The organism is Maribacter dokdonensis DSW-8 (genome assembly GCF_001447995.1).
GTDB lineage: Bacteria > Bacteroidota > Bacteroidia > Flavobacteriales > Flavobacteriaceae > Maribacter > Maribacter dokdonensis.
In genome coordinates this window covers 15,704-39,292 of record NZ_LDPE01000006.1, presented here as the reverse complement: position 1 = coordinate 39,292, position 23,589 = coordinate 15,704, and the positions used below count along the sequence as shown (strand labels likewise).

24 protein-coding genes are annotated in these 23,589 nt (G+C 35.1%); 6 read left to right on the top strand and 18 right to left on the bottom strand.

The genetic code is table 11. The annotated features are described in order from the left end of the window. Positions 1 to 7: 7 nt before the first annotated feature. The 13 genes from I600_RS16645 to recR form a co-directional block, all read right to left on the bottom strand. Entirely contained in the window at positions 8 to 1,690 is a 1,683-nt protein-coding gene (locus I600_RS16645; protein WP_058105698.1) for an amidase family protein, read from the bottom strand. A 4-nt stretch (positions 1,691 to 1,694) separates the two neighbouring features. Next, the gene (locus tag I600_RS16640) at positions 1,695 to 2,519 is read right to left on the bottom strand and encodes a DUF2911 domain-containing protein (RefSeq protein ID WP_058105697.1); all 825 of its coding nucleotides are present in this window, start codon (positions 2,517 to 2,519) and stop codon (positions 1,695 to 1,697) included. A gap of 59 nt (positions 2,520 to 2,578) precedes the next feature. Beyond that, a complete protein-coding gene (gene ftsY / locus I600_RS16635; protein WP_058105696.1) occupies positions 2,579 to 3,535 on the bottom strand; it encodes a signal recognition particle-docking protein FtsY in 957 nt (318 codons plus the stop codon). Between the two features lie 86 nt (positions 3,536 to 3,621). Then, a complete protein-coding gene (locus I600_RS19035; RefSeq protein ID WP_071340023.1) occupies positions 3,622 to 3,774 on the bottom strand; it encodes a DUF4295 domain-containing protein in 153 nt (50 codons plus the stop codon). 36 nt (positions 3,775 to 3,810) lie between these two features. After that, the gene (gene rpmG / locus I600_RS16630) at positions 3,811 to 3,993 is read right to left on the bottom strand and encodes a 50S ribosomal protein L33 (RefSeq protein WP_058105695.1); all 183 of its coding nucleotides are present in this window, start codon (positions 3,991 to 3,993) and stop codon (positions 3,811 to 3,813) included. A 21-nt stretch (positions 3,994 to 4,014) separates the two neighbouring features. Continuing rightward, positions 4,015 to 4,254, bottom strand: coding sequence for a 50S ribosomal protein L28 (gene rpmB / locus I600_RS16625; RefSeq protein WP_036155860.1), 240 nt, complete (start codon positions 4,252 to 4,254; stop codon positions 4,015 to 4,017). 69 nt (positions 4,255 to 4,323) lie between these two features. Beyond that, positions 4,324 to 5,574 (bottom strand): competence/damage-inducible protein A, encoded by a 1,251-nt coding sequence (locus I600_RS16620; RefSeq protein ID WP_058105694.1) that lies wholly within the window; start codon positions 5,572 to 5,574, stop codon positions 4,324 to 4,326. Next, the gene (locus tag I600_RS16615; RefSeq protein WP_058105693.1) at positions 5,574 to 5,912 is read right to left on the bottom strand and encodes an Hpt domain-containing protein; all 339 of its coding nucleotides are present in this window, start codon (positions 5,910 to 5,912) and stop codon (positions 5,574 to 5,576) included. Before I600_RS16615 ends, I600_RS16620 begins: the two co-directional genes overlap by 1 nt. After that, entirely contained in the window at positions 5,912 to 6,523 is a 612-nt protein-coding gene (locus I600_RS16610) for a fumarylacetoacetate hydrolase family protein (protein ID WP_058105692.1), read from the bottom strand. The genes I600_RS16615 and I600_RS16610 overlap by 1 nt, the downstream gene beginning before the upstream one ends. Before the next feature lie 6 nt (positions 6,524 to 6,529). After that, positions 6,530 to 7,444, bottom strand: coding sequence for a carboxypeptidase-like regulatory domain-containing protein (locus I600_RS16605; RefSeq protein ID WP_058105691.1), 915 nt, complete (start codon positions 7,442 to 7,444; stop codon positions 6,530 to 6,532). Positions 7,445 to 7,446: 2 nt separating this feature from the next. Further along, on the bottom strand, positions 7,447 to 8,223 hold the full coding sequence (locus I600_RS16600) for a 3'-5' exonuclease (RefSeq protein WP_058105690.1): 777 nt from the start codon (positions 8,221 to 8,223) through the stop codon (positions 7,447 to 7,449). 164 nt (positions 8,224 to 8,387) lie between these two features. Continuing rightward, the gene (locus I600_RS16595; RefSeq protein ID WP_058105689.1) at positions 8,388 to 9,830 is read right to left on the bottom strand and encodes a 2-oxo acid dehydrogenase subunit E2; all 1,443 of its coding nucleotides are present in this window, start codon (positions 9,828 to 9,830) and stop codon (positions 8,388 to 8,390) included. Between the two features lie 90 nt (positions 9,831 to 9,920). Beyond that, entirely contained in the window at positions 9,921 to 10,541 is a 621-nt protein-coding gene (gene recR / locus I600_RS16590) for a recombination mediator RecR (protein WP_058105688.1), read from the bottom strand. A 195-nt stretch (positions 10,542 to 10,736) separates the two neighbouring features. Here recR and I600_RS16585 point away from each other — a divergent pair, with 195 nt between their 5' ends. Beyond that, positions 10,737 to 12,224 (top strand): sodium:solute symporter, encoded by a 1,488-nt coding sequence (locus I600_RS16585; protein ID WP_058105687.1) that lies wholly within the window; start codon positions 10,737 to 10,739, stop codon positions 12,222 to 12,224. Here I600_RS16585 and I600_RS16580 read toward each other — a convergent pair. The 4 genes from I600_RS16580 to I600_RS16565 all read right to left on the bottom strand — a co-directional run bounded on the left by I600_RS16580 (position 12,221) and on the right by I600_RS16565 (position 16,068). Beyond that, on the bottom strand, positions 12,221 to 12,580 hold the full coding sequence (locus I600_RS16580; RefSeq protein WP_058105686.1) for a CoA-binding protein: 360 nt from the start codon (positions 12,578 to 12,580) through the stop codon (positions 12,221 to 12,223). The genes I600_RS16585 and I600_RS16580 overlap by 4 nt on opposite strands. Positions 12,581 to 12,971: 391 nt before the next feature. Next, positions 12,972 to 13,982 carry a 3-oxoacyl-ACP synthase III family protein gene (locus I600_RS16575; protein ID WP_058105685.1) on the bottom strand — a complete coding sequence of 337 codons (1,011 nt, stop codon included), beginning with the start codon at positions 13,980 to 13,982 and terminating at the stop codon, positions 12,972 to 12,974. A 109-nt stretch (positions 13,983 to 14,091) separates the two neighbouring features. Further along, positions 14,092 to 15,399, bottom strand: a complete 1,308-nt coding sequence (locus tag I600_RS16570) for an ABC1 kinase family protein (protein WP_058105684.1) — start codon at positions 15,397 to 15,399, stop codon at positions 14,092 to 14,094. 15 nt (positions 15,400 to 15,414) lie between these two features. After that, positions 15,415 to 16,068: a TetR family transcriptional regulator C-terminal domain-containing protein gene (locus I600_RS16565; protein ID WP_058105683.1), complete on the bottom strand. Its 654-nt coding sequence runs from the start codon at positions 16,066 to 16,068 to the stop codon at positions 15,415 to 15,417. Between the two features lie 357 nt (positions 16,069 to 16,425). Here I600_RS16565 and htpG point away from each other — a divergent pair, with 357 nt between their 5' ends. The 5 genes from htpG to I600_RS16540 all read left to right on the top strand — a co-directional run bounded on the left by htpG (position 16,426) and on the right by I600_RS16540 (position 22,802). Then, positions 16,426 to 18,315: a molecular chaperone HtpG gene (gene htpG, locus I600_RS16560; RefSeq protein WP_058105795.1), complete on the top strand. Its 1,890-nt coding sequence runs from the start codon at positions 16,426 to 16,428 to the stop codon at positions 18,313 to 18,315. Positions 18,316 to 18,411: 96 nt separating this feature from the next. Next, a complete protein-coding gene (locus tag I600_RS16555; RefSeq protein ID WP_058105682.1) occupies positions 18,412 to 19,821 on the top strand; it encodes a hypothetical protein in 1,410 nt (469 codons plus the stop codon). Between the two features lie 161 nt (positions 19,822 to 19,982). Continuing rightward, entirely contained in the window at positions 19,983 to 20,618 is a 636-nt protein-coding gene (locus I600_RS16550) for an MOSC domain-containing protein (RefSeq protein WP_058105681.1), read from the top strand. Positions 20,619 to 20,636: 18 nt separating this feature from the next. Then, complete coding sequence (locus I600_RS16545; RefSeq protein ID WP_058105680.1) at positions 20,637 to 22,430, top strand: DUF885 domain-containing protein; 1,794 nt, start codon at positions 20,637 to 20,639, stop codon at positions 22,428 to 22,430. A gap of 12 nt (positions 22,431 to 22,442) precedes the next feature. Further along, positions 22,443 to 22,802 carry a DoxX family protein gene (locus I600_RS16540; protein WP_058105679.1) on the top strand — a complete coding sequence of 120 codons (360 nt, stop codon included), beginning with the start codon at positions 22,443 to 22,445 and terminating at the stop codon, positions 22,800 to 22,802. A gap of 51 nt (positions 22,803 to 22,853) precedes the next feature. On the opposite strand, the gene I600_RS16535 is transcribed toward I600_RS16540, so the two are convergent. Beyond that, positions 22,854 to 23,438, bottom strand: coding sequence for a hypothetical protein (locus I600_RS16535; protein WP_058105678.1), 585 nt, complete (start codon positions 23,436 to 23,438; stop codon positions 22,854 to 22,856). Positions 23,439 to 23,589: the final 151 nt, after the last annotated feature.

Genomic DNA, 23,589 nt, shown 5'->3' with positions numbered 1-23,589 from the left:
AACAATATTAATTTCTGTAGTCTGTAGGCATGATCCTGACAGGAAATTTTTCTTCATATGCTTTACCAATTCTAAGCAATTTGGCTTCAGTGAATTGTTTGCCTATAAAAGTTAGACTAATTGGTTCTCCAGATGGTTTATAACCCATAGGCACTGTAAGCGCTGGATATTTTGCAACAGCAGCATAACCTGCATGATAATTATTAATAGAAAGTATTGCATCTAACCTATTCTTATCCATAGCTGAATTAAAAAACGTTCGTCCATTTTTTTCTAAATTCAGTTTTATTTCCTCTAATTCTGAGCTAGTTGTGGTATCTGAAACTATGCCATTAAATAGCGCTTGACCATAAGGGATTCTTACTAAAGAATCATTATTGTTGAATGCTACTGCATCTTCAAGAGATTTTATCTTCACTAAGTTAGGATCCGTATAATTCCTTAAATAAGAGGGTAAATCATTTCGCATGTCAATATTTAATATACTTAAGAATCCGTCCATACTTACTTCCGGAGGTACTATTTCTATAATTGTAGCACCTTCTTTTTTTAGTTTATCTATAGTTTTTCTATAGATACTATCAGATTCCATTAGCTCTTTAATGGCTCCTAACCTAATTTCATTTAGAGGTTCAGGATTAAGGCCTGCGGATAAAATGCCCGGATAGTTATCTTCCATAGATGCACTATCCACCTCATCATAACCCAACATAGCCGATAATAAAATAGCATTGTCCTTTACATTTTTGGTCATTGGACCGGGAGTGTCCAAAGTACTGGATATAGGAACTAATCCTGACCTACTTAATAAACCTATGGTTGGTTTTAAGCCCACAACAGAATTTTGACTACTAGGTGACAATATAGACCCTGATGTCTCTGTACCAACGGCCGCAACTGCATAGTTTGCCGCAACTGCAGTTCCACTACCAGAACTGGAACCGCCTGTTTCAAATATTCTACGACCATAGGGGTTCAAAGTTTGACCACCATATGCGCTATACCCTACTGGGCAACCTGAACATAAAAAATAAGCCCATTCGCTTAAATTTACCTTACCCAAAATTAAAGCACCATTCTTTTTAAGTTGCCGTACTATAAATGAATCTTCCGTTTTATTGTCCATAAGAGCAATTGAACCGGCCGTTGTTTTCATTCCTACGGTATTAATATTATCCTTTAACAATATGGGCATGCCATAGATTGGATGTTGTATTTGGGTGGCAACTCCTTTTTCATTTTGCTCGTCCAACTCACGAGCTTGCTGAACAACATCTTCATTAAGAGCAATTACGGTATTTAACGTTGTGGTATTATCCAATTCATATTTATAAATACGGTATAAATAAAACAGAACCAAATCCTCATAAGTTAATCTCCCTTCTTTGATATGATTTCGAATTACAAAAATATCTTGCTCCAAAATCATAGGTAGCAGTAGTTTGTATTTTTCTTCCGTCAGATTAGAAACCTCTTTATATAGCGGCCTAAACACTTCATTTTTATCAAGCACTTTAGATTGAATCAATTTGTACCGCATACGAGTATTATCATGATCGGCATTACCAGCTACTTCTAATGAATCGTCATAGGGAGTCCAAAGAACAATTTCACGCCTTTCTTTTGTATCCTGTTCAGTTTTACAGGCACCCAAAAAAATGATGACCATTAACAAAAGGAGTTTTTTCATATTATTATTGTTTAATTATGCTAAGCGCTTTCCAATGTGCAATATTATCTTGATTGAGGCGAACAAATTCATCTTTCCCCTCCTTCTCCGCCAATTTCATAGAAATTTTTGCTGCTGTGATTGCTTCATCAAACATTTTTAGATCAGCCAATATTAATGAGCGTACTCTATGAAAATAATAAGTATCGCCACCTAATTCAATAGCCCTTTCAACATACTCTTTTGCCTCATTTGTATGTATATTTTGCTCCTGATAATATCTAGCAATTTCATAATACGTTTGGGCACTAGGAGCATTTGAAAGTTTATTCGCTATTTGAACTTTCATGATAGCCTTGGTATCAAAATGAATGGGTATAGATATTTGTGTTGTTCCCCAATTCCAATTCATCAATGTTCCGTTGTGATCGATATCATCGAATGAAATCAGAAAACTTTCTTGAAAAACTTTCACTTCGGTTGGCAATAATGCAATACGAAGTGCATCTTCATTGGGGTCGTAGTTCTTTCTACCATCTCCCCAATGCGTTAGATTTTTATGGAATACGATTTCCCATTTGTTCTCATTTGGAAATGCATAAAGGGCATAAGTACCCTTTTCCAAAGAATTATCACCGATTATTACGTTGGTACTAAACGTAATTTTGGTTGACTCATTTGCCCCTACCCGCCAAATACGCCCATAAGGCACTAAGCCTGGTGCTCCATTAGGTTGGTTACCAAATAATGTACGACCCTTGGCAGATGGCCGCGAATACTCTACGGTAATTTTTGAGAGCCCTACTTCTTGCTCAATCCTGGCGAAGGGACTAGCTTTTGGGTGGTTCATTTGCCCCCAGCTCAGATTACATAATAAAAGAGGAAAAATGAACCAGCCGTATCTCAATTTTAAATCTTAAAGAATGAATCTACAAATTCGTACTTATTAAATGCCTGTAAATCTTCAATACCTTCACCCACTCCAATATATTTTACAGGAATCTTAAATTGATCAGAAATTCCGATGACCACACCACCTTTTGCAGTACCATCTAATTTGGTAATGGCCAATGCCGTTACTTCTGTAGCCTTCGTAAACTGCTTTGCCTGTTCAAACGCATTTTGACCTGTAGAACCATCAAGGACCAACAAGACTTCATGCGGTGTATCTTCTACAACTTTTTGCATAACGCGTTTTACCTTGGTCAACTCGTTCATTAAATTTACCTTGTTATGTAAACGCCCAGCGGTATCGATAATTACTACGTCTGCATCTTGAGTAACTGCAGAACTTAGCGTATCAAAAGCTACGGATGCAGGGTCACTGCCCATTTGTTGTTTTACAATAGGAACATCTACACGATCTGCCCAAACCTGCAATTGATCAATAGCTGCTGCCCTAAAGGTATCTGCCGCACCTAATACAACTTTTAAACCTTGGTTTTTAAATCTATGTGCTAATTTACCAATGGTTGTAGTTTTACCAACTCCGTTGACACCTACTACCATAATTACATATGGCTTTTTATCTTTAGGAATTTGCATATCAGATATGTCACCATCATTGGTTTCGGACAAAAGTGCTGCAATCTCACTTCTTAAAATTGAATTCAGCTCGTCTGTACCCACATATTTATCACGTGCTACCCTAGCTTCAATTCTTTCAATAATCTTTAAAGTTGTGTCTACCCCTACATCTGAAGACACTAATACTTCTTCAAGATTATCCAACACATCATCATCTACTTTTGACTTACCGGCAACCGCTTTACCTAATTTAGAAAAAAAGCTGGTTTTCGTTTTTTCCAAACCTTTATCCAAGGTTTCTTTTTTCTGGGAAGAAAATATTTTTTTAAATAAGCTCATTGTTCATCATATGGTTATTCAAATATAAAAATTAAAAAGCCCCTTTCGTAGGAAAGGGGCTCAATAACTACTAAAAGTTATAATTCTTATTTCTTGGCGATCCAAGCATCTACCAATTCTGGTGGCATTACTTGCTCAACAAAAACGTAAGCACCTGATTTTGGTGACTTAACCATTTTTATAGCCTTTGTCAATCTTTTAGAACTTGTCTGTAAACTTGCTACGGTCTTCTTAGCCATGACTTATAATTTTTTGTGATTTCCTAATATGAAAATCTATTTAATTTCTTTATGAACGGTCATTCTCTTAAGAATAGGATTGAATTTTTTAATTTCCAATCTCTCAGGAGTATTTTTCTTGTTCTTTGTAGTAATATATCTTGAAGTACCTGGTTGACCAGATTCTTTGTGCTCAGTGCACTCTAATATAACTTGTATTCTATTGCCTTTCTTTGCCATCTTAACGCTCTATTTTCCAGATTACTTAATTACGAATCCTTTTGCTTTTGCTTCTTTTAAAACAGCAGATATTCCTTTCTTATTGATACTCTTTAAAGCTCTTGTAGAAACTTTAAGTGTAATCCAACGGTCTTCTTCTGGAATGTAAAAACGCTTCTTAGATAGATTTACATCAAATCTTCTTCTCGTCTTATTAATTGAAAACGAAACATTGTTTCCAAACATCGCCTTCTTTCCCGTAATTTCACAAACTTTTGACATCGTGCTGACTTTTTCTTTTAAACAGGGTGCAAATTTATATCTTTTTTATCGTTCCAACAACAATAAAGTTCACATTTTTAAAATTTCTTTTTGAAGCAGCTCAAATGCCTTATTTACAGACTTTTCCACAACCCGTTCACGAGTGCTTCCCATTTGAAATTTTTGCACAAATTGTGACGTAGGACCATCAATTGCAATAAATACTGTTCCAACATCTGCTTTTGAGTCTCCTTTTGTAGGTCCTGCATTGCCTGTTGTTGCAATTGCAAAATCAGTTTTCATCAATTTTTTGGCACCTTTTGCCATGGCAACGGCAACCTCTGCACTTACCACAGAATAGTCTTCTACTAATTTGACCGGTACTTTTAGCACATTAATTTTAGTTTCGGTAGCATAGCTGACCACACTCCCCTTAAAATAGCCAGATGCCCCAGGTAACGAAGTTAGTTTCTCTGCGATCATACCACCCGTAAAACTTTCAGCCGTAGAAAGCGTAAAATTTTTATCAATCAATAATTTAGCTACTATTTCTTCTAGACTTTGATCATCTTCTAAACCATAAACAATATCCTCAATCAACGGAAACAGGTTTTCACTCTGTAGATTCATTGCGGTTACCAACTCGTCATAGTCGACCGATTTACCAGATAAACGAAGCCTAACTTTACCTAAACTGGGTAAATATGCCAACTTTATATTAGAAGGCAATGCATTTTCCCATGCTTCTATTCGTTTTGCAATAGCACTTTCTCCCATACCATAGGTTACTATTGTTCTATGCATTATATGTGGTCGCTTGTAATAGTTTACTAACTTTGGTATTACCGAAGATTTCAATAAATGCTTCATCTCAAAAGGTACACCTGGCAACGAAACAAATGTTACCTCTCCTTTTCTCATCAACATTCCTGGAGCTGTGCCATTTGCATTATGCAATACCTCTGCCTTACTAGGCACTAAAGCTTGCATTCTATTAATATCGGAAATGGGGGTATTGCTGATGTATTTTGCAAAAAGCTCCTCTACATGAGCTAGAACCTGCGCATTCTCTACAAGTTCATCATTAAAAAACTCACACAAAGTGTGTTTGGTAATGTCATCTTTGGTGGGTCCCAGACCGCCGGTAACAATTACAACATCAACGCGCTCAGATGCTTCTTTAAAAGCATTCAACATATGAACCCGTTCATCTTGTATAGATGTTATCTGATAAACCGAAATACCAATTTTATTGAGTTCTTTTCCTATAAAAGCGGAATTGGTATCTACAACTTGGCCAATGAGAATCTCATCGCCAATGGTAATAATTTCAGCGAGCATTATAACTGAAAGTCATTTTTTAGTTCTGCCACTACTTGATTAATATCTGTCTTAAGCAATGGAAATTTTGTCTCGATCTCAGCCATATTCGCCTCTTGTTTACCAAGGGTCTCAATCTCTAAGGCTATGGCACGTGTTTGCTCCATACCCAACAAATCTACGTTAGGTTTAATTTTATGGGCCAATTTATATACTTGATCATGGTCTTTAGCTTGCAAGGCATTCTCTAAAGCCTCTAAATCTTCGGGCACTTCTTCCAAAAAAACAGAAATAACAGAATTTATAAAATCCTGATCTCCTTCTGCCATCTCATTAATCTTATCAAGGTTATAAATCATTATTTAATTTTTAAGGTAAAAAGTTCTTTATCTTCCAAACTCCCCGAAAGATAGTCATTTGGACTTATTTTGCCAACACCGGCCGGAGTTCCTGTAAAAATAATATCTCCTTTTTTCAACATAAAGAATGTTGACACGTAAGCTATAATCTCATCGATCTTCCAAAGCATTAAACTGGTATTGCCTTTTTGCACCACCTCATTGTTCTTTACCAACGTAAATTTTAAGTCGTTGATATTTTCAAAATCGGTTTTTGGTAACCACTCCCCTATTACCGCTGCACCATCAAAACCTTTGGCTTTCTCCCATGGCAAGCCTTTTTCCTTTAGTTTAGATTGTAAATCTCTTGCCGTAAAATCTATACCTAAACCAATTTCATCGTAATAGGTGGGTGCAAATTCTTTACTAATATGTTTTCCTACTTTCTTGATCTTCACCAAAACCTCAACTTCATAATGTACATCATTTGAGAATTCCGGAATATAAAAATCTTGTTGTTTTGGCAACACCGATGAATCTGGCTTTATGAAAACAACAGGCTCTTCTGGTCTTTCATTTTCCAACTCATTGATATGGGCCGTATAATTTCTACCGATACAAATAATCTTCATTTCAATCTATCTTTTCTTCGACAATTTTAAACTTACCGCAGGTATTAAATTCTCATTATTACCTGGCGCCTTAATTGCAAAATCACTCCACTCTCCCATACCATAAACCATGGTCTTAAAATTTTGGTTTTTCTGATATACTGCAGCAAAGGTAGGTGCAAATCTATCTTCAACAACTTTTTTGTTGGTGATAGCATGTTTATAGGTATTTGTATACCAATTATAAGGCAAGAACAACCATTCTAACCCAATATAAATACCCTCATCTGGCATTTTGATGTTCATACTAGATAAATCTATAGATACAAAATCCTCAGTTTTAGAACTCTCCAGAATTATACTTTTACGTATTAAATCATGGTTTGGTTTCTGCGTTTTCTTATCTACATCATACACCCTAAGCCTAAATTTAGATGATGCTCTTTTAAATTTACTATTCTGCTGTACGTGAATGGTTATTTTCTCAATAAATTTTTTAGAAGCTCCTATATTTGGAAAATACAATGCCAATACCCAAGGAGTCTCTGCCGATGAAAATCCACTTTTTATACTATATGAGCTCACCGGGTTCAATACCTGAGAATCTCCCAAGCTTTGCGACACAACCACTTCCTCAAGCTCAAAAGTTTCTTCTTTAAGATGAATCTTCTTTTTTTGAGAAATAATTTTAGCCGGTATTATGGTGTCCTTAAAACCAAGTGCCGAAATATGCACCTCACGCTCCAAGTAAGATTCCGGTACGTCTATATAAAAATAGCCGTCTTCATCACTTGAAGTTCCTTTAAGTGTTTTTAAAAAACTCACATTGGCATAAGGTACGGGTGTTTTTGTCTTCTCATCTAAAACATGCCCTTCAACCAAAACCTCTTGAGCATGAACAGTACCAAAAATCAATAAAAAAATTATTAATAGAGTACGCATGATCAACTCAACTTGTTGTTTAATTTGCTCAATTTAATCTGAGTAAGTATTTTTTTGGTGTACAATGGAAAATCGGCATTTAACATCCATCCAAAATAACCAGGTTCATTCTCCAATACCGCATGTACTTTTTTCCCTTTGTGTTTACCAAAAGCAAATACCTCTTCACCATCTTCATCCAAAGCAATAAAACCTGCAAAATCAACCGATTGTTTTCTTCTAGAAAATTCCGATAGTTTTTTAACGTTATTTTCCAAATCCGGATACCTGTCCAATTGAGAAAGCAAAACTTCGTAAGTGGCATTGGTATCGGCTGCCGCACTATGCGCATCGGTAAGTTCTTTGTCACAATAGAATTTATATGCAGCTTCCAAAGTACGCTTTTCCATTTTATGAAAAATGGTCTGCACATCTACAGATACCGTGTTTTTCATATCAAAATCAATATCTGCCCGCAACAATTCTTCCGCTAACAAGGGAATATCAAACCTATCTGAATTAAAACCTCCCAAATCACTATCCTTGATCATTTTATAAATTTCCTTAGATAGTTCTTTAAAGGTTGGCTCATTGGCAACCTTCTCATTTGTTATTCCATGAACGGCAACTACCTCTTCAGGTATTGTCATCTCAGGATTTACAAGCCAAGTTTTACTCTCCTTATTTCCGTTAGGGTATACTTTTAATATTGCAATCTCAACAATACGATCTTTTGCTACATTTACCCCTGTTGTTTCCAAATCAAAGAAACAAATTGGTCTGGTAAGCTTTAATTCCATACAAGTTCTACTTTTAACAAAGATACCTTTTCGTTTTTTAGGCACATAAATTTAGTATTGATTAATTTTATTTATAGACATAACACCTAAACAATCAGCATTATAACAAAAAACACCTTGCTATACCATATAGCAAGGTGTTATTAACTAGTAATTAATTATTTCTATACTTCTCTATTCAAATCCCAATTTTCAAGATAATCTGCTACCGCCTTGGCGAACATACTACCTAAAGCCCCATTGACCACTCTATGGTCATAACTATGGGATAAGTACATTTTACTACGCACCGCTATTACATCTCCTTCCGCCGTTTCTATTACCGAAGGAATTTTTCTTATAGCACCCAATGCCAATATACCTACTTGTGGCTGATTAATAATGGGAGTTCCAAAAACACTACCAAACGTACCAACATTGGTAACCGTATAGGTACCACCTTGCACCTCATCTGGTTTTAGGGCATTGTTTCTGGATCGGTCTGCCAAATCATTTACAACTTTAGCTATACCTAATAAATTTAATTGATCTGCATTTTTAATTACAGGTACGATCAAATTGCCATCCGGTAAAGCAGCTGCCATACCTATATTAATATTTTTCTTTTTTATCACGCTATCGCCATCAACAGAAATATTCATCATAGGATATTTCTTCAAAGCCTTGGCCACAGCTTCCATAAAAATAGGTGTATAGGTAAACTTCTCGCCTTCCCTTTTAAAGAACGCGTCCTTTATTTTATTTCTCCAAGTAACAATATTAGTTACATCTACCTCTATAAAACTTTGAACATGTGCAGATGTGGAAACACTGTCAGTCATATGTTTGGCAATCAATTTCCCCATTCTTGACATTGGTATAACCTCATCTCCTCGAGAAACCTGTGTTTTAGGTTTTTCAGAAGTGGGGGCTTGCGTAGATGCTGTAGCGGGAGCTATCTTTTCCGGAGCTGGTGGTGCCGTTACTTTTTCTTCTACCGGTGTAGATACCTTTTCTGGTGCTGCCACTTTTTGTGATACCGCTACCCTTTCTTGAACAGCTGCTCTTTCTGGTGTAGAAATTCTTTCTACAGGCTTACTTTCTCCCTTTTTAACGTAGTTTAAAATATCGTCTTTGGTTACCCTGCCGTCTTTTCCGGTTCCTGTAATCGTCTCCAACTCATCAAAAGAAATACCTTCTTGTCTTGCTATATTCTTTACCAATGGAGAATAAAAGCGATCTGAAGTTCCGTTCAATTGCGCTACAGATGTTTGGGCCCTGGCATGCATAACGGCAGATTCTGCTGCAGATACCATTTCTTGTAACACAGGTTCTTCCGTTTCAACTTCTTTATCCTTTTGCTCAGGTTCTTCTATTTCAACATCGCCACCTACCTGTATTATTGCTACCGTTTGCCCAACTTCAACAACATCATCCACATTGAAACATTTTTCAATTAAAACACCATCTACCTCACTAGGTACTTCACTATCCACTTTATCCGTAGCAATTTCGAAAATGGGCTCGTCCATTTCAATCGTATCACCTACCTCCTTCAACCATGATGTCAATGTTGCTTCTGCAACACTCTCTCCCATTCGTGGTAGTTTCAATTCAAATTTTGACATATCGATAATTTAAAGCTTGTTTTGTTTGTAATTTTTACAAAAATAATAAAATAAATACCTTTTTATTGATACTTAACTAAAAATCAAGAGTTAATCTTGCCGAAGCGACCCTTCAAAGGGCACTCTGTTCAAAATACTTCTCCCTAAGGTAACCTCATCTGCATATTCTAACTCATCACCAACGGCTATACCTCTTGCTATTGTAGAGGTTTTAATTTCAAAACCCTCAATTTGTCTAAAAATATAAAAATTGGTGGTATCGCCCTCCATTGTAGAACTCAACGCAAAAATCAACTCCTTTATTACGCCATTCTTCACTTTATCTACCAGGGTCCCTATTTTCAAATTTTGTGGCCCAATACCTTCCATTGGCGAAATCTTACCTCCTAGAACATGGTACTTGCCTCTAAATTGACCGGTATTTTCTATAGCCATTACATCCCTAATATCCTCTACCACACACACCAACGCGTCATCTCTTTTCGGGTTGGCACAAATTTCACACAACACCGTATCAGAAATATTATGGCAATTTTCACAAAATTGAATTTTGCTTCTTAAATCCAATAATGAGGTAGCCAAATTGCTTGTACGCTGTTCTGGTTGCTTTAAAAGATGAAGCACCAGCCGTAAAGCTGTACGCTTACCTATACCTGGTAACTGCGAGACTTCATAAACCGCATTTTCCAATAATTTAGAAGAGAATTCCATAGTTAAATATGGGTATAAATTTACGATTAAACTTATTAAGGGTATCGTATAGTTTTCTTAAAATTTAACATAAAACCGTATCATCGCTACCGATGAGTACCTTTTCAAGTCTACAGAGCTCCACTTCTTTTACAGTTTATCACAACATATAAATGGTCATTTAACTTTTTGTAATTTGCCGACAAATTTCAATTTATGAATGCCTCTCATATTCTATTGCTCATTTCCGGTTATTTCGTTTTACTGCTGGTCATATCTTATTTTACCGGCAAAAACGATTCTAACGAAGATTTTTTTAAAGCCGGTAAACAATCTCCATGGTACTTGGTTGCTTTTGGTATGGTAGGAGCATCATTATCCGGGGTTACCTTTATTTCTGTTCCAGGTTGGGTAGATGCTTCTCAGTTTAGTTATATGCAGGTTGTACTCGGGTACTTTTTAGGCTATCTGGTTACCGCATTTGTATTACTACCAATTTATTATAAACAGAATGTAACTTCTATTTACGAATATCTAGATAATAGATTTGGTTTTGTGAGCTATAAGGTTGGCGCCATTTCTTTCTTTATTTCTAGAGTACTTGGTGCGGCTTTCCGTCTATTTTTGGTTGCAATAGTTTTACAACAATTTGTTTTTGATGCATGGAACGTTCCTTTTGAGATTACTGTAATTTTATCTATTCTACTCATCTGGATCTATACTTTTAAAGGGGGAATTAAAACAATTGTCTGGACAGATACCTTACAAACCCTATTCATGTTGATTTCTGTGGGACTCTCCATATATTTTATTCTTGATAAAATGGACTGGACCTTTATTGAATTTTTAAATTCTCAAGAATTAGGGCAATACAGCAAAACTTTCTTTACCGATGACCTTTCATCTAAAAATCATTTAGTTAAATCTTTTCTTGGTGGTATGTTCATTACGATATGTATGACAGGACTTGATCAAGATATGATGCAAAAGAACCTTACTTGTAGAAATTTGGGGGAAGCACAAAAAAACATGGTAAGTTTCAGTGTTGTGCTTGTAGTCGTCACTTTTGTATTTATGCTTTTGGGTGCTTTATTATTCATCTATGCCGATGCTCATAATATAGCCTTACCACTTATGGATGGTGCACCAAAGTCCGACCTATTGTTCCCCGAGATTGCACTGAACAGTGGTCTTGGCATAACAGTAGCCGTAACCTTTATGCTCGGTTTAATTGCAGCAGCATATAGTAGTGCAGATAGCGCACTTACCTCTTTGACCACTTCTTTTTGTGTAGATTTTCTTAATACCGAAAAAAAACCGGAATCAGTAGCTAAAAAAACACGTAGAATTACCCATATTGGAATGAGCATACTTCTAATCATCGTGGTAATTTCCTTTAAATATATTTTAGATAGAAATGTTATTGATGGCTTACTAACTGTAGCATCATATACCTATGGACCTCTGTTAGGCTTGTTTTCTTTTGGAATTTTCACAAAGCACCAAGTGAAAGACAAATATGTATGGATCGTTGCACTTGTTTGCGTCTCTATTATTTTACTTTTGGCTAAGTTACCAGCATCGTATTTAGGCGGATACGTATTTGGCTACGAACTTTTGCCGTTAAATGGACTACTTACCTTTGTAGGATTATGGTTTATTCGTAAGAAAAATACATCTCCCGATATAGGTGACATTGCCTAATATTGCCCGGTACTTAACAGTACTAAAGTACAGGCAACTTCAGGTTCTATATTATTATTTCTCAATATGTTATAAAACTCTGGGTTTTCTGTACCAGGATTAAAAATAACCCGTTTAGGCGCTAACGATACAATGCTATTATAATATTCTTCTTGTCTTTTTGGGTTTATATATAGGGTTATTGTATGAATATCATTAATTTTGTCTAACTTATTACTGATATTGACTCCTGAAACCTTACCTTCCCTTAAACCAAAGGCAAAGGTTTCCACCCCCGAATCTACCAGTCTATGTATTGCTAAATTGCTATATCGATTTGGTTTTAAGGAGGCTCCGAAAACTAGGGTCTTTTTCATAATAAAAAAATGTTAAAAATGCACTTAATAAGTAACTAATTAGGCAATATTTCGTCTATTAGTAGAGTTAAATACTCTTACGAGCACAAAGATTTTGTTGGTAACGCTATATGTTTATAGTTAATGGTTAGTGTTTAGTATAGCCTATCAGCATTTGAAGCCCGGCTTCCAATTCATTTTGGAATGTCCGGGTTTCTTCTTTTATACCTTATCTCAAAAGAATTTATTTTTATCGCACCGGGATAATATAGTACATGACCGTTCGTAACAATTAGACATTAAATACGTCTATTATTATGTATAGTGATATTTAATATAGAAGATTGGTTGGTTTTTTCTTATTGAGTAAAACTATATAGCACCCATGGCAAAACCATGGGTGCTTTATTTTTTACCATCTTATGATTACACTACCCCAGGTAAATCCACTGCCGAATGCAGCCAAGACAACAAGATCACCACTTTTTACCTTACCAGCTTCCCATGCCTCTGTAAGGGCAATTGGAATTGATGCCGCTGTGGTGTTACCGTATTTCATGATGTTATTGAACACTTGATCATCTGTTAACTGAAATTTCTTTTGAATAAACTGAGATATTCTCAAATTTGCCTGGTGCGGTACCAACAAATCAATATCGGTAGCATTTAATTTATTCTTCTCTAAACCTTCCACTATAACTTCACTAAAACGAACCACTGCGTTTTTAAATACAAACTGCCCGTTCATGTAGGGAAAGTAAGATTCATCATTAGGATTGCTATCTTCCATAATATCGGTTACCCATCTATTACCCATACCCGGAGCGATCAATGAAAGTTCTTCCGCATGTTGACCTTCTGAATGCAAATGTGTAGATAATATACCTTTTGTAGTATCTTCTTCTCTTGTAAGTACAGCCGCTCCTGCTCCATCTCCAAAAATTACGGAAACACTTCTACCCCGCGTTGTCATATCTAAACCATGGGAGTGCAGCTCTGAACCTATAACAAGTACGTTTTTGTACATGCCCGTTTTTATATACTGGTCTGCTATGGAAACCGCATATACGAACCCAGAGCATTGGTTACGAACATCTAATGCCCCAACGGTCTTGATCCCTAAATCTCTTTGTACCAAAACTCCCGGTCCAGGAAAATAATAATCAGGACTTAAAGTGGCAAACACTATAAAATCTATATCATCCTTATCAATACCAGCTCTTTCAATAGCTATTTTGGCCGCCTTAACACCCATTGTAGTTGTAGTATCGCCATCACCCTTAACTACATGTCTTCTTTCCTTTATACCGGTTCTTTCTTGGATCCAAGCATCATTTGTATCCATCACCTTAGACAAATCGTCATTTGTCACTACATTTTCAGGTACATAATGACCTAAGCCAATTATTTTAGAATTATACATAGTAATTTTTTAATCCTGATCGTTCAGGTTGAATTAGTGTTGCAATATAAACAACTATTAAGAAATCACATTAAAAATATAACCAACACTTGTTATGACTGTTACCTACTTAAAGGTACTTTTTATAGTTATCGACCTTAATATTCGCCTTTAGATCATGAAGTAAATTATACAGACCAAAAAAAGTTCTGTTCATATACAAAAAGTGTTTGGACCCTCTATTACCATTCATCTTTCTTATTTGCTTATCCGATGAAAACTGCTCGCCCAAATCTGCAATCTTAGCCCAAAAAACCTCATCACCAAAATCAAAATCTTTTTTATGAAAGGGTGATGTAAACAAACTTAAGAGTTGGTGGAATATAGAATTGAAAAACGTTATTTCTTGTTGAGTATCCGTAGGCATCAAAATTTCAAGTTGATACAATTTTTCAGTAAATATTTTATCGTCGGAAATATTTTTTGGATCAGCCAATTCAAAATAAGGAACATAAAAAGCATCTGGCACCTCTTTTATGCATCCGAAGTCTATAGCAATTAGTTCATTGTCTTCACTGACCAAAAAATTGCCCGGGTGCGGGTCTGCATGCACTTTTCGTAAAGCATGGATCTGATACATATAAAAATCCCAAAGAGCCTGCCCCAACTTATCACCTGTCTCTGGTTCAAAATTGGTCTTGGTAAACTCGCTCAAATGCTTACCGCTCATCCAATCCATAGTGATAATACGCTCACTAGATAAATCAGTATAGTAATTTGGAAAATTTATATTGGGAATTACCCTGCAAGCTTCAGTTATTTCCTTGCTTTGAGCAACTTCTAAAATATAATCTGTTTCCTCTACAAGTTTATGTTCAACTTCCTTAAAATATTTATCCGAATCCTTACCCTGTAAATTAAACATACGAATGGCAATAGGCTTAACGATAGCTAGGTCGCTACTTATACTTTGTGCAACACCTGGATATTGAATTTTTACCGCCAAGGTCTTACCGTCTTTTGTAGCTTTATGGACCTGACCAATACTTGCTGCATTTATAGAATCTTTTTCAAAAGAGTCAAAAACCTCTTCAGGAAACTTACCTAAATATTTTTTAAAGGTTTTTCTAACCAGAGGTGCAGATAAAGGGGGAACTGAAAATTGTGATAATGAAAACTTCTCAACATAGGCATTAGGCAATAAATTCTTTTCCATGCTCAGCATTTGAGCTACCTTTAGGGCACTACCTTTTAAAGATTTTAACCCATCATAAATATCTGCCGCATTGTCTTCGTTCAACTCATCTTTGGTAGTTTCTGGATTGATGATTTTTTTACCAAAATATTTAGCATAGTTACCTCCTATTTTAGCGCCTGTCTTTACCAGTTTACTTGCTCTTTCTATCTTCCCGGTAGGTATTTTATCAAGTGTTTTCATGACCTTTAGATTACATTAGGCAAATTTTTCTTTATAAAGAAATTTTCCAAAATCTAGGATATTCTCTAATGGTGTATTATCGAAAACGTCAAAAATTGTATTAACAGATTTCTCAATGGCTACATCTGTTTTTTCAAAAGCTGCAGAATCATCCGATTTCCAAAAATTCATTAAAAATAAGGTCTGCAACCAAGCCCCTTCTGAAAACAAGTGTGGATTATGCTTTGTTATCTTACTAGTCTTTTGCTCATTTCCTTCTATAATAAGACGTTTGGCGTAATCTTTTACATTTTTTCTAAGATCCTTTAATTGGGCTAGATTTTTCAAAGGACTCTCTGCACGTTCCATGATGTACAATACATAACTTCTATTCAAGGTCAAAACCTCAAAAAAAGTGTAGAAGAACGTAAGCATTTTATCTCTATTGGCATATGATTGATAATCTGCATTTTTTTCTATGACATTGATTGTATTTTCAAAAAAGGAATTCCAAACTCCCTTCTTCAAAGCCTCAATAGAACCGAAATACAAATAAAAATCCGCTTCTTCAATTGCATTGACCTTACAGAACTTATAGACCGTTTTTGGCAAATGTTCATGCTCCAAAACATAATCCATAAACTTGGCTATTATAACTTCTTTAGTAACCTTTTTAGCTTTAGCGCACATATCTTTTTATTTAAAAATGGCAGAAAAAATGAACAGTAGAAAATAGTTCATGTTGGTTTTTGTAATAAGAACGTGCCACCTAGCAGTAACACGTTCTTAACAACCTAACCAATAAATAATCAACGCGTGATTGTGTTTGAAAAACTTTTTCATAGCAATTATTCCCAATCACAGAACAAATATACATTATGTTTAACTTTTTTAATTAAAAATTAAACAAAAATATTTGTTAAACTTTTACGACCCTTCAACTGTCAGTTTGTCACTCTTACCTACTATGGTATTTTTTTTGTCCTTACCCGTGAAGCAAACATTTAACAATGGCCACGATGAATGTGGCATAAAACATATAAAAAAATGGCAACAGGTAAAATTAATGTGTCGGTAGACAACATTTTTCCACTGATCAAGAAATTCTTGTACAGTGATCATGAAATTTTTCTAAGAGAACTCGTTTCTAACGCAACAGATGCAACTTTAAAATTAAAGCATTTGACCTCTATTGGAGAAGCCAAAGTAGAGTATGGTAATCCCATCATTGAAATTAAGGCGGACAAAGAAGGTAAAAAACTTCATATCATTGACCAAGGTCTTGGTATGACAGAAGATGAGGTTAAAAAATACATTAACGAAGTAGCATTTTCAGGCGCAGAGGAGTTTTTGAACAAGTATGAAGATACTGCAAAAGATTCTGGAATTATTGGTCATTTTGGTCTAGGATTCTATTCTGCATTTATGGTAGCTCATAAAGTAGAGATCATTACAAAAAGTTACAAAGACGAACCTGCGGTACATTGGTCATGTGACGGTTCTCCAGAGTTTGTAATGGAACCGGCAGAAAAAGAAACCCGTGGAACAGAAATAATTCTTCATATCGCAGAAGACTCAACCGAGTTTCTTGAAGACAGCAAAATCAGCGGTTTGTTAAGCAAGTACAACAAGTTTATGCCTATTCCAATTAAATTTGGAATGAAAACGGAAACTTTACCGAAACCGGAAGATGCAAAAGAAGATGACCCAGCTCCTACCCAAGAAGTAGATAATATCATTAACAACCCTAACCCAGCTTGGACAAAACAACCGGCTGATTTAGAAGCAAAAGATTACCAAGAATTCTACAGAGAATTGTACCCAATGCAATTTGAGGAGCCATTATTCAACATTCATTTAAATGTTGACTATCCTTTTAACTTAACGGGTATTCTTTATTTCCCTAAATTAACAAATGATCTTAATGTACAGAAAGACAAAATTCAGTTATACCAAAATCAAGTTTTCGTAACAGATAACGTTGAAGGTATTGTTCCTGAATTCTTGACTATGTTACGTGGAGTTATAGACTCTCCAGATATTCCGTTAAACGTTTCTCGTTCTTATTTACAGGCAGATGGTGCCGTTAAGAAAATATCTTCTTACATCACCAGAAAAGTTGCCGATAAACTAAACTCTTTGTTCAAAAACAACAGAGAAGATTTTGAAGCTAAATGGAACGATATCAAAATCGTTATTGAATACGGAATGTTGTCAGAAGATAAGTTCTTTGACAAAGCAGATAAATTTGCACTTTACCCAACCGTAGACGGTTCATACTTTACATATGATGAGCTATTGGAAAAAATTAAAGATGCACAGACAGATAAAGATGGTAAAACCATAATTCTGTATGCTTCCGATAAAGAAGCGCAACACAGCTATATTGAAACAGCAAAAGCTAAAGGTTATGAAGTATTGCTATTAGACTCACCAATTATTGGTCACCTAATGCAAAAACTTGAAGGTTCTAAAGAGAACATATCTTTTGCTCGTGTAGATGCAGACCATATAGATAAGTTGATCCAAAAAGAGGAAACTCAAATCTCTAAACTTTCAGATGAAGAAAAAGAGACTTTGAAAAAAGAATTGGAAGAAGCTATTACAGATAAAAGCTTCACCGTTCAATTGGAAGCAATGGATAGTGACGCTTCTCCGTTCACCATTACAGAACCTGAGTTTATGCGCCGTATGAAAGAAATGCAACAGACCGGCGGTGGCGGTGGTATGTTCGGTATGGGAGCTATGCCAGATATGTATAACCTTATCGTCAATACCAATCACCCATTGGTCAGCGAGTTTTTAAATACAAAAACAGCGAAGAAAAAAGAGCGATTGATCAACCAATCACTTGACTTGGCAAAGTTGTCCAAAGGCTTACTTAAAGGTAAGGCATTAACAGAGTTTATTAAACGTAGTTATGAGATGGTGAAGTAATTTCCATTTCTTATAATTTTGAAAAAGCCACTACATTTTTTGTAGTGGCTTTTTTGTTAAATGTTGTTATCTTTCAGTAAAGAAACTAAGAATTAAATGAGCACTAACTACCGAAGCGTCAATTTCAAAAAATTACTGGATAAGTTACAACAAGAAAGTTGGCAATTAGAATTGATTATCTCTGGTTTTGCAATTTATGGTCTGTTTGCAGCAAACGAACCCTTAGAGTTAAAAGCATCGGAAAGCGTAATTGCGGGAGCAGATGAATTTGGACAATTTTGGGCAATTCTACTTATATGTTGCCAGATTTTTACCTTTAATTTAATTATCCACGTACTTTTAAGAGGTTTATGGATAGGTGCCATAGGTTTAAGATATGTATCCGGAGACATTAATTATTCAACACTTAATTATTCAGAAAAATTTACTTCGTATTTAAAGAAAAAAGTTGGATCATTTGACCGTTACATAGCCAGCCTCGAAGCCTATTGCAGTATCATTTTTGCAGCTTCATTTTTAATGATATTTTATGTTATCGGTTTTTTTACAGTAACCATTAGTTTCGTTTTAATTATTCAAAGTTTCGAACTTCTTACTTTTCTTCCAAAATGGGCAATACGAACTATAATTATTACATTCATAATTCCATTTTTTCTTTCATCTATAATAGTTTTTATTGACTTTTTAGGTCAAGGGTTTTTAAAAAAGAAAAAATGGACATCAACATTATATTTCCCTATCTATTGGGTGTTCAGTAAACTTACTTTATCATTTTTATATCGTCCATTAGCTTATAATTTTTTAGACAATAAATTGGGTAAACGCTTAAGTTTTATTTTACTTCCCATTTATATAATTATTGTCACGCTCGCTTCATTAGAATATGAAAATTCGAATTATTTAAGTAAAAGAAATAATTCTTCTCAATATCAAATACTAAATGAACACTATAATGATCTATCTAAAGAAGAAGGCAGTTTTATAAATATTGCTTCCTTACCTTCAAAATTAATTGAAACAAATTATCTCCAATTATTTCTATTACATAATAAAGAAATGGAGGATTTCATTTATGATCGAAACAAAAAATTAAAGCCTGAAAAAGACAGGAGAGGATTTCAATCTTCATTAACCATTGATTTTAAAAGTGGCTACAATGATGCTGTCGGAACTAAAGATTCATTAAATCTAAAAAAGTATCTTGAAACTGTTAACGAAATCTACACAATACGAATAGATTCCAACTTATTTAAAAGTGATTTTATCATCAGCACAAATGCAAAAGACAGAATGGGTTTTGAAACTTATTTAAATATTAAAAACTTAGATGAAGGAAAACACATTTTGACTATTACCGGACCAACAAAAGAAAATAAATTGGATTCAGAATCTAAGACTATTGAAAAAGTATTAGTTAACATTCCCTTCTGGTACTTTCCAGAGAACATTTCATCATCTAATACTCAAAATAACAGAATAGCAGCTGATACCATATTAACCAATTAAGACTATAGCTTATTATTGAATTTAGAAATTTGTAAAATTTAAGTATTAAAATCGTTGATTAACGATTCACAGAACCTGTTTTTAACCAATTTAATAACTGTTTGGTCAACTTTAAGTAAACCTATTACCATATTTATTGGTGCTTTTTTTATCTTCACCGCATGAAGGTGATTTCTACAAATTTAGGAGACCCGGTTACTTTTGAATGGAACGGTGCCACTGAGCAAACCGGCATCTTTAAATACCCAACATCTACATCGTTATTTTTAACTGAAAATGATGTTAAGAACGATACGGTTATTGACCGTGTACATCATGGCGGTTCCAATAAAGCGTGCTACCTTTTTTCTGCCGATTACTATGATTATTGGAAAAGCCGCTACCCGGATTTGAAATGGGACTGGGGCATGTTCGGTGAAAACCTAACCGTAGACGGCTTAGATGAATCTAAAGTACGTGTTGGAGATATTTACAAAATTGGCGAGGCTATTGTACAAATTACCCAACCACGTGAACCTTGTTATAAACTAGGAGTTAGATTTGGATCACAAAAAATACTGAAAGAATTTATTGACCATAACCACCCGGGCACTTACGTTAAAATCTTAAAGGAAGGTAGCGTAACAAAAGGTGATGAAATAATTTTAGTTGAGCAATCTAAAAACACTTTAACCATTCAGCAATTTTATGAACTAATGTTCTCAAAAGTTAAATCAAGAGATTTACTTGAACTGTTCATGAACAACGAATCTGTACCACAGTACAAGAAAGATAGGTTCAAAAAGTACTTATCTTAATTTTTAATACCCATCTTAATGAAAAACATAATAATTGCATTTGCCTTAATAACTGGGCTTTATACCCAAGCCCAATTAAAAACTAATGGAGAGGTTTCTACAAATCCTACCGTTCATAATGTTGGCTTCATAACTTTATTGGCTCATTATTATGACGACGGATTAAAACTGAATCCGCTGAACGCCACTTTTCAAGGTGATAATAGATATAATGACACCCTACCTAATTTTCTTTCTGATTCGTTTAAGAAGGAATTGGTAAACTATTACCAAACGTATTTAGAAAGAGCTGAAAAATTTGAAGACGCAAAACTTTCTGAAAGTGAGCAAATGTCCAAAGCAATTCTTAAATGGGAGTGTAAGGTAAACTTAGAAGGTCTTGCTTTTGAAAATTATACGCCTATTGATCAAATGTGGTCAATGAATCTTATGATGGGGCAATTAGCAGGTGGTACAAGTGCACAGCCATTTAAAACAACCGACGACTACGTAAACTGGAGCAAGCGTTTAGAAGATTATGTGGTATGGCTTCAATCTGCAAAAACTAAAATGCAAGAGGGTATAAAGGCTAAAAATGTTCTGCCAAAATCACTTATCAAAAAAGTTTTACCGCAGTTAGCCAGTGTTGCAGATGCCAAGTTAGAAAACAATTTGTTCTATTCTCCAATTAAGAACTTTCCAGCTGACTTTAGCGAATCAGATCAATTAAGGTTGACGGATACCTATACGAAAATCATTAACAACAAAATTATTCCTGCCTACAAAGAATTGCATGATTTTATGGCAACCGAATATCTAAATGCCGGCAGAGAAACCAGTGGTATACAAGGTATACCCAATGGAGATGCTTTTTATGCGCACCAAATTAAATTATACACTACCACTAATTTAACGGCAGATGAAATTCATGAAATTGGGTTAAAAGAGGTTGCCAGAATTAGTGCAGAAATGGAAAACGTTAAAAAACAAGTTGGCTTTAAAGGGGATCTAAAAGCATTTTTTAATGAAGTTCGCACTAAAAAAGAGTTAATGCCATTTACAGACCCCCAACAGGTTATTGATAATTTTAACGACATTCATAAAAAAATGATGCCCAAGGTAAATGCCTTGTTCAGTAAACAACCGAAAACTCCGTTCGAGGTTAGACGAACAGAGGCTTTCAGAGAAGCATCTGCCAGCGCAGAATACAATCCCGGGTCTTTAGATGGCACAAGACCAGGTATTTTCTATGTTCCCATACCAGATGTTACTTTTTACAATACGTATTCTGATGAAGATCTGTTTTTACATGAAGCCATACCTGGTCATCACTTTCAGATTTCGCTGACCCAAGAAAATGAGAGCTTGCCTCAATTTAGAAAAACGTTATGGTACAGTGCATACGGCGAAGGCTGGGCATTATATACCGAATCTTTAGGTAAAGAATTAGGACTTTACACAGACCCTTACCAATATTTTGGGATGCTTGGTGCAGAAATGCATCGTGCCGTTCGTTTGGTGGTAGATACCGGTCTACACTCTAAAGGGTGGTCTAGGGAAAAAGCAATTCAATATTCTTTGGATAACGAGGCTGAATCCGAAGCTAGTATTACTGCAGAGATTGAAAGATATATGGCAAACCCTGGTCAAGCCTTGTCCTATAAAATAGGGCAGCTTAAAATTTTAGAACTTAGGGCAAAAGCTGAAGCCAACCTTGGTAAAGATTTTGACATCAAGGTTTTTCATGAAAAAGTTCTTGAAGTTGGCTGTGTTCCATTAGCACTTCTAGAAGAAAAAATAATGAACTGGATTTCAGCTAATACAAAAGCATAACTTTATTCACTTATGACATATCCTTGGCATTTATATGTAATGGGCGCAATTTATATTATTGCAGGTACCTTACATTTTATAAAACCCAAGGTATACCTGAGAATAATGCCCAGGTACCTTCCGTTTCATAAAGCTTTAGTCTTATTAAGTGGTATTGCTGAAATTATTTTAGGTGTAGGGTTGTTTTTCAAAGAAACAAAAGACCTTGCTATTTATGGTTTAATAGCGATGTTAGCAGTATTTTTATTGGTTCACTTTTATATGTTGTCTAGTGAAAAGGCTAGTGCCGGTTTTCCTAAATGGGCACTTTTATTGCGACTACCAATACAATTTGCCCTTATGTACTGGGCATTTACGTACTTAAAACTATAGAAAACAAAAAAGGGGACGCTCCCGTCCCCTTCTTAATCAACTTAAATCAACTTAATTAACAACAAACTCTTCAGTATATGTTTTACCAGCTGACTTCACTGTTACAGTGTAAGTACCTGGGAAAGCATCTGCGAAATTGAAAGCTTTTTCAACGATCATTTCGTCTGCTACTTCTTGTGTAAATACTGTTCTACTTTCTGTATCGTATATCTTTATAGATAATTTAGACTTGTCTAAGTTTAAATAGTTCATGAAGATCATGTTATCGGTCTTTCTAAAGAAAGGCTTGATATCTTCATCAGATTCTACGATTTTCACATCATTGTTATCTAAAACAATAGTATATGAATATTTTGTCATGTTATCATCGGCAGATAGGAAGTATACACCATCTGTCAAATCTTTTAAATTTAATTTCTTGCTAAAATGACCCTGTGTCATTTTCTCTGAATAAATAACATTTAAATCAGAATCCATTAACTTAACCTGTACACCATTAGAAGATGCATCCATCGTTAAAACCACACTCTTGGCTTTTCCTGCAGATAATAGGTTTAACTTTGGCTCTCTTGCCATGCCTGCTACTGTAGCGAACATAAAGGCAACAACTGTTGTGAATTTTACTAGGTTTTTCATAATAAATTATTTTACGGGTTCATTATAATTTACACTACAAACATACAGCCGTTATAAAGCTCTTACTACATCATATTTTCCCAATTTATGTTCTATTTTAACCTACTTACATACTCGTTATTACCTCTATGTTAAGATTACACATATTTTA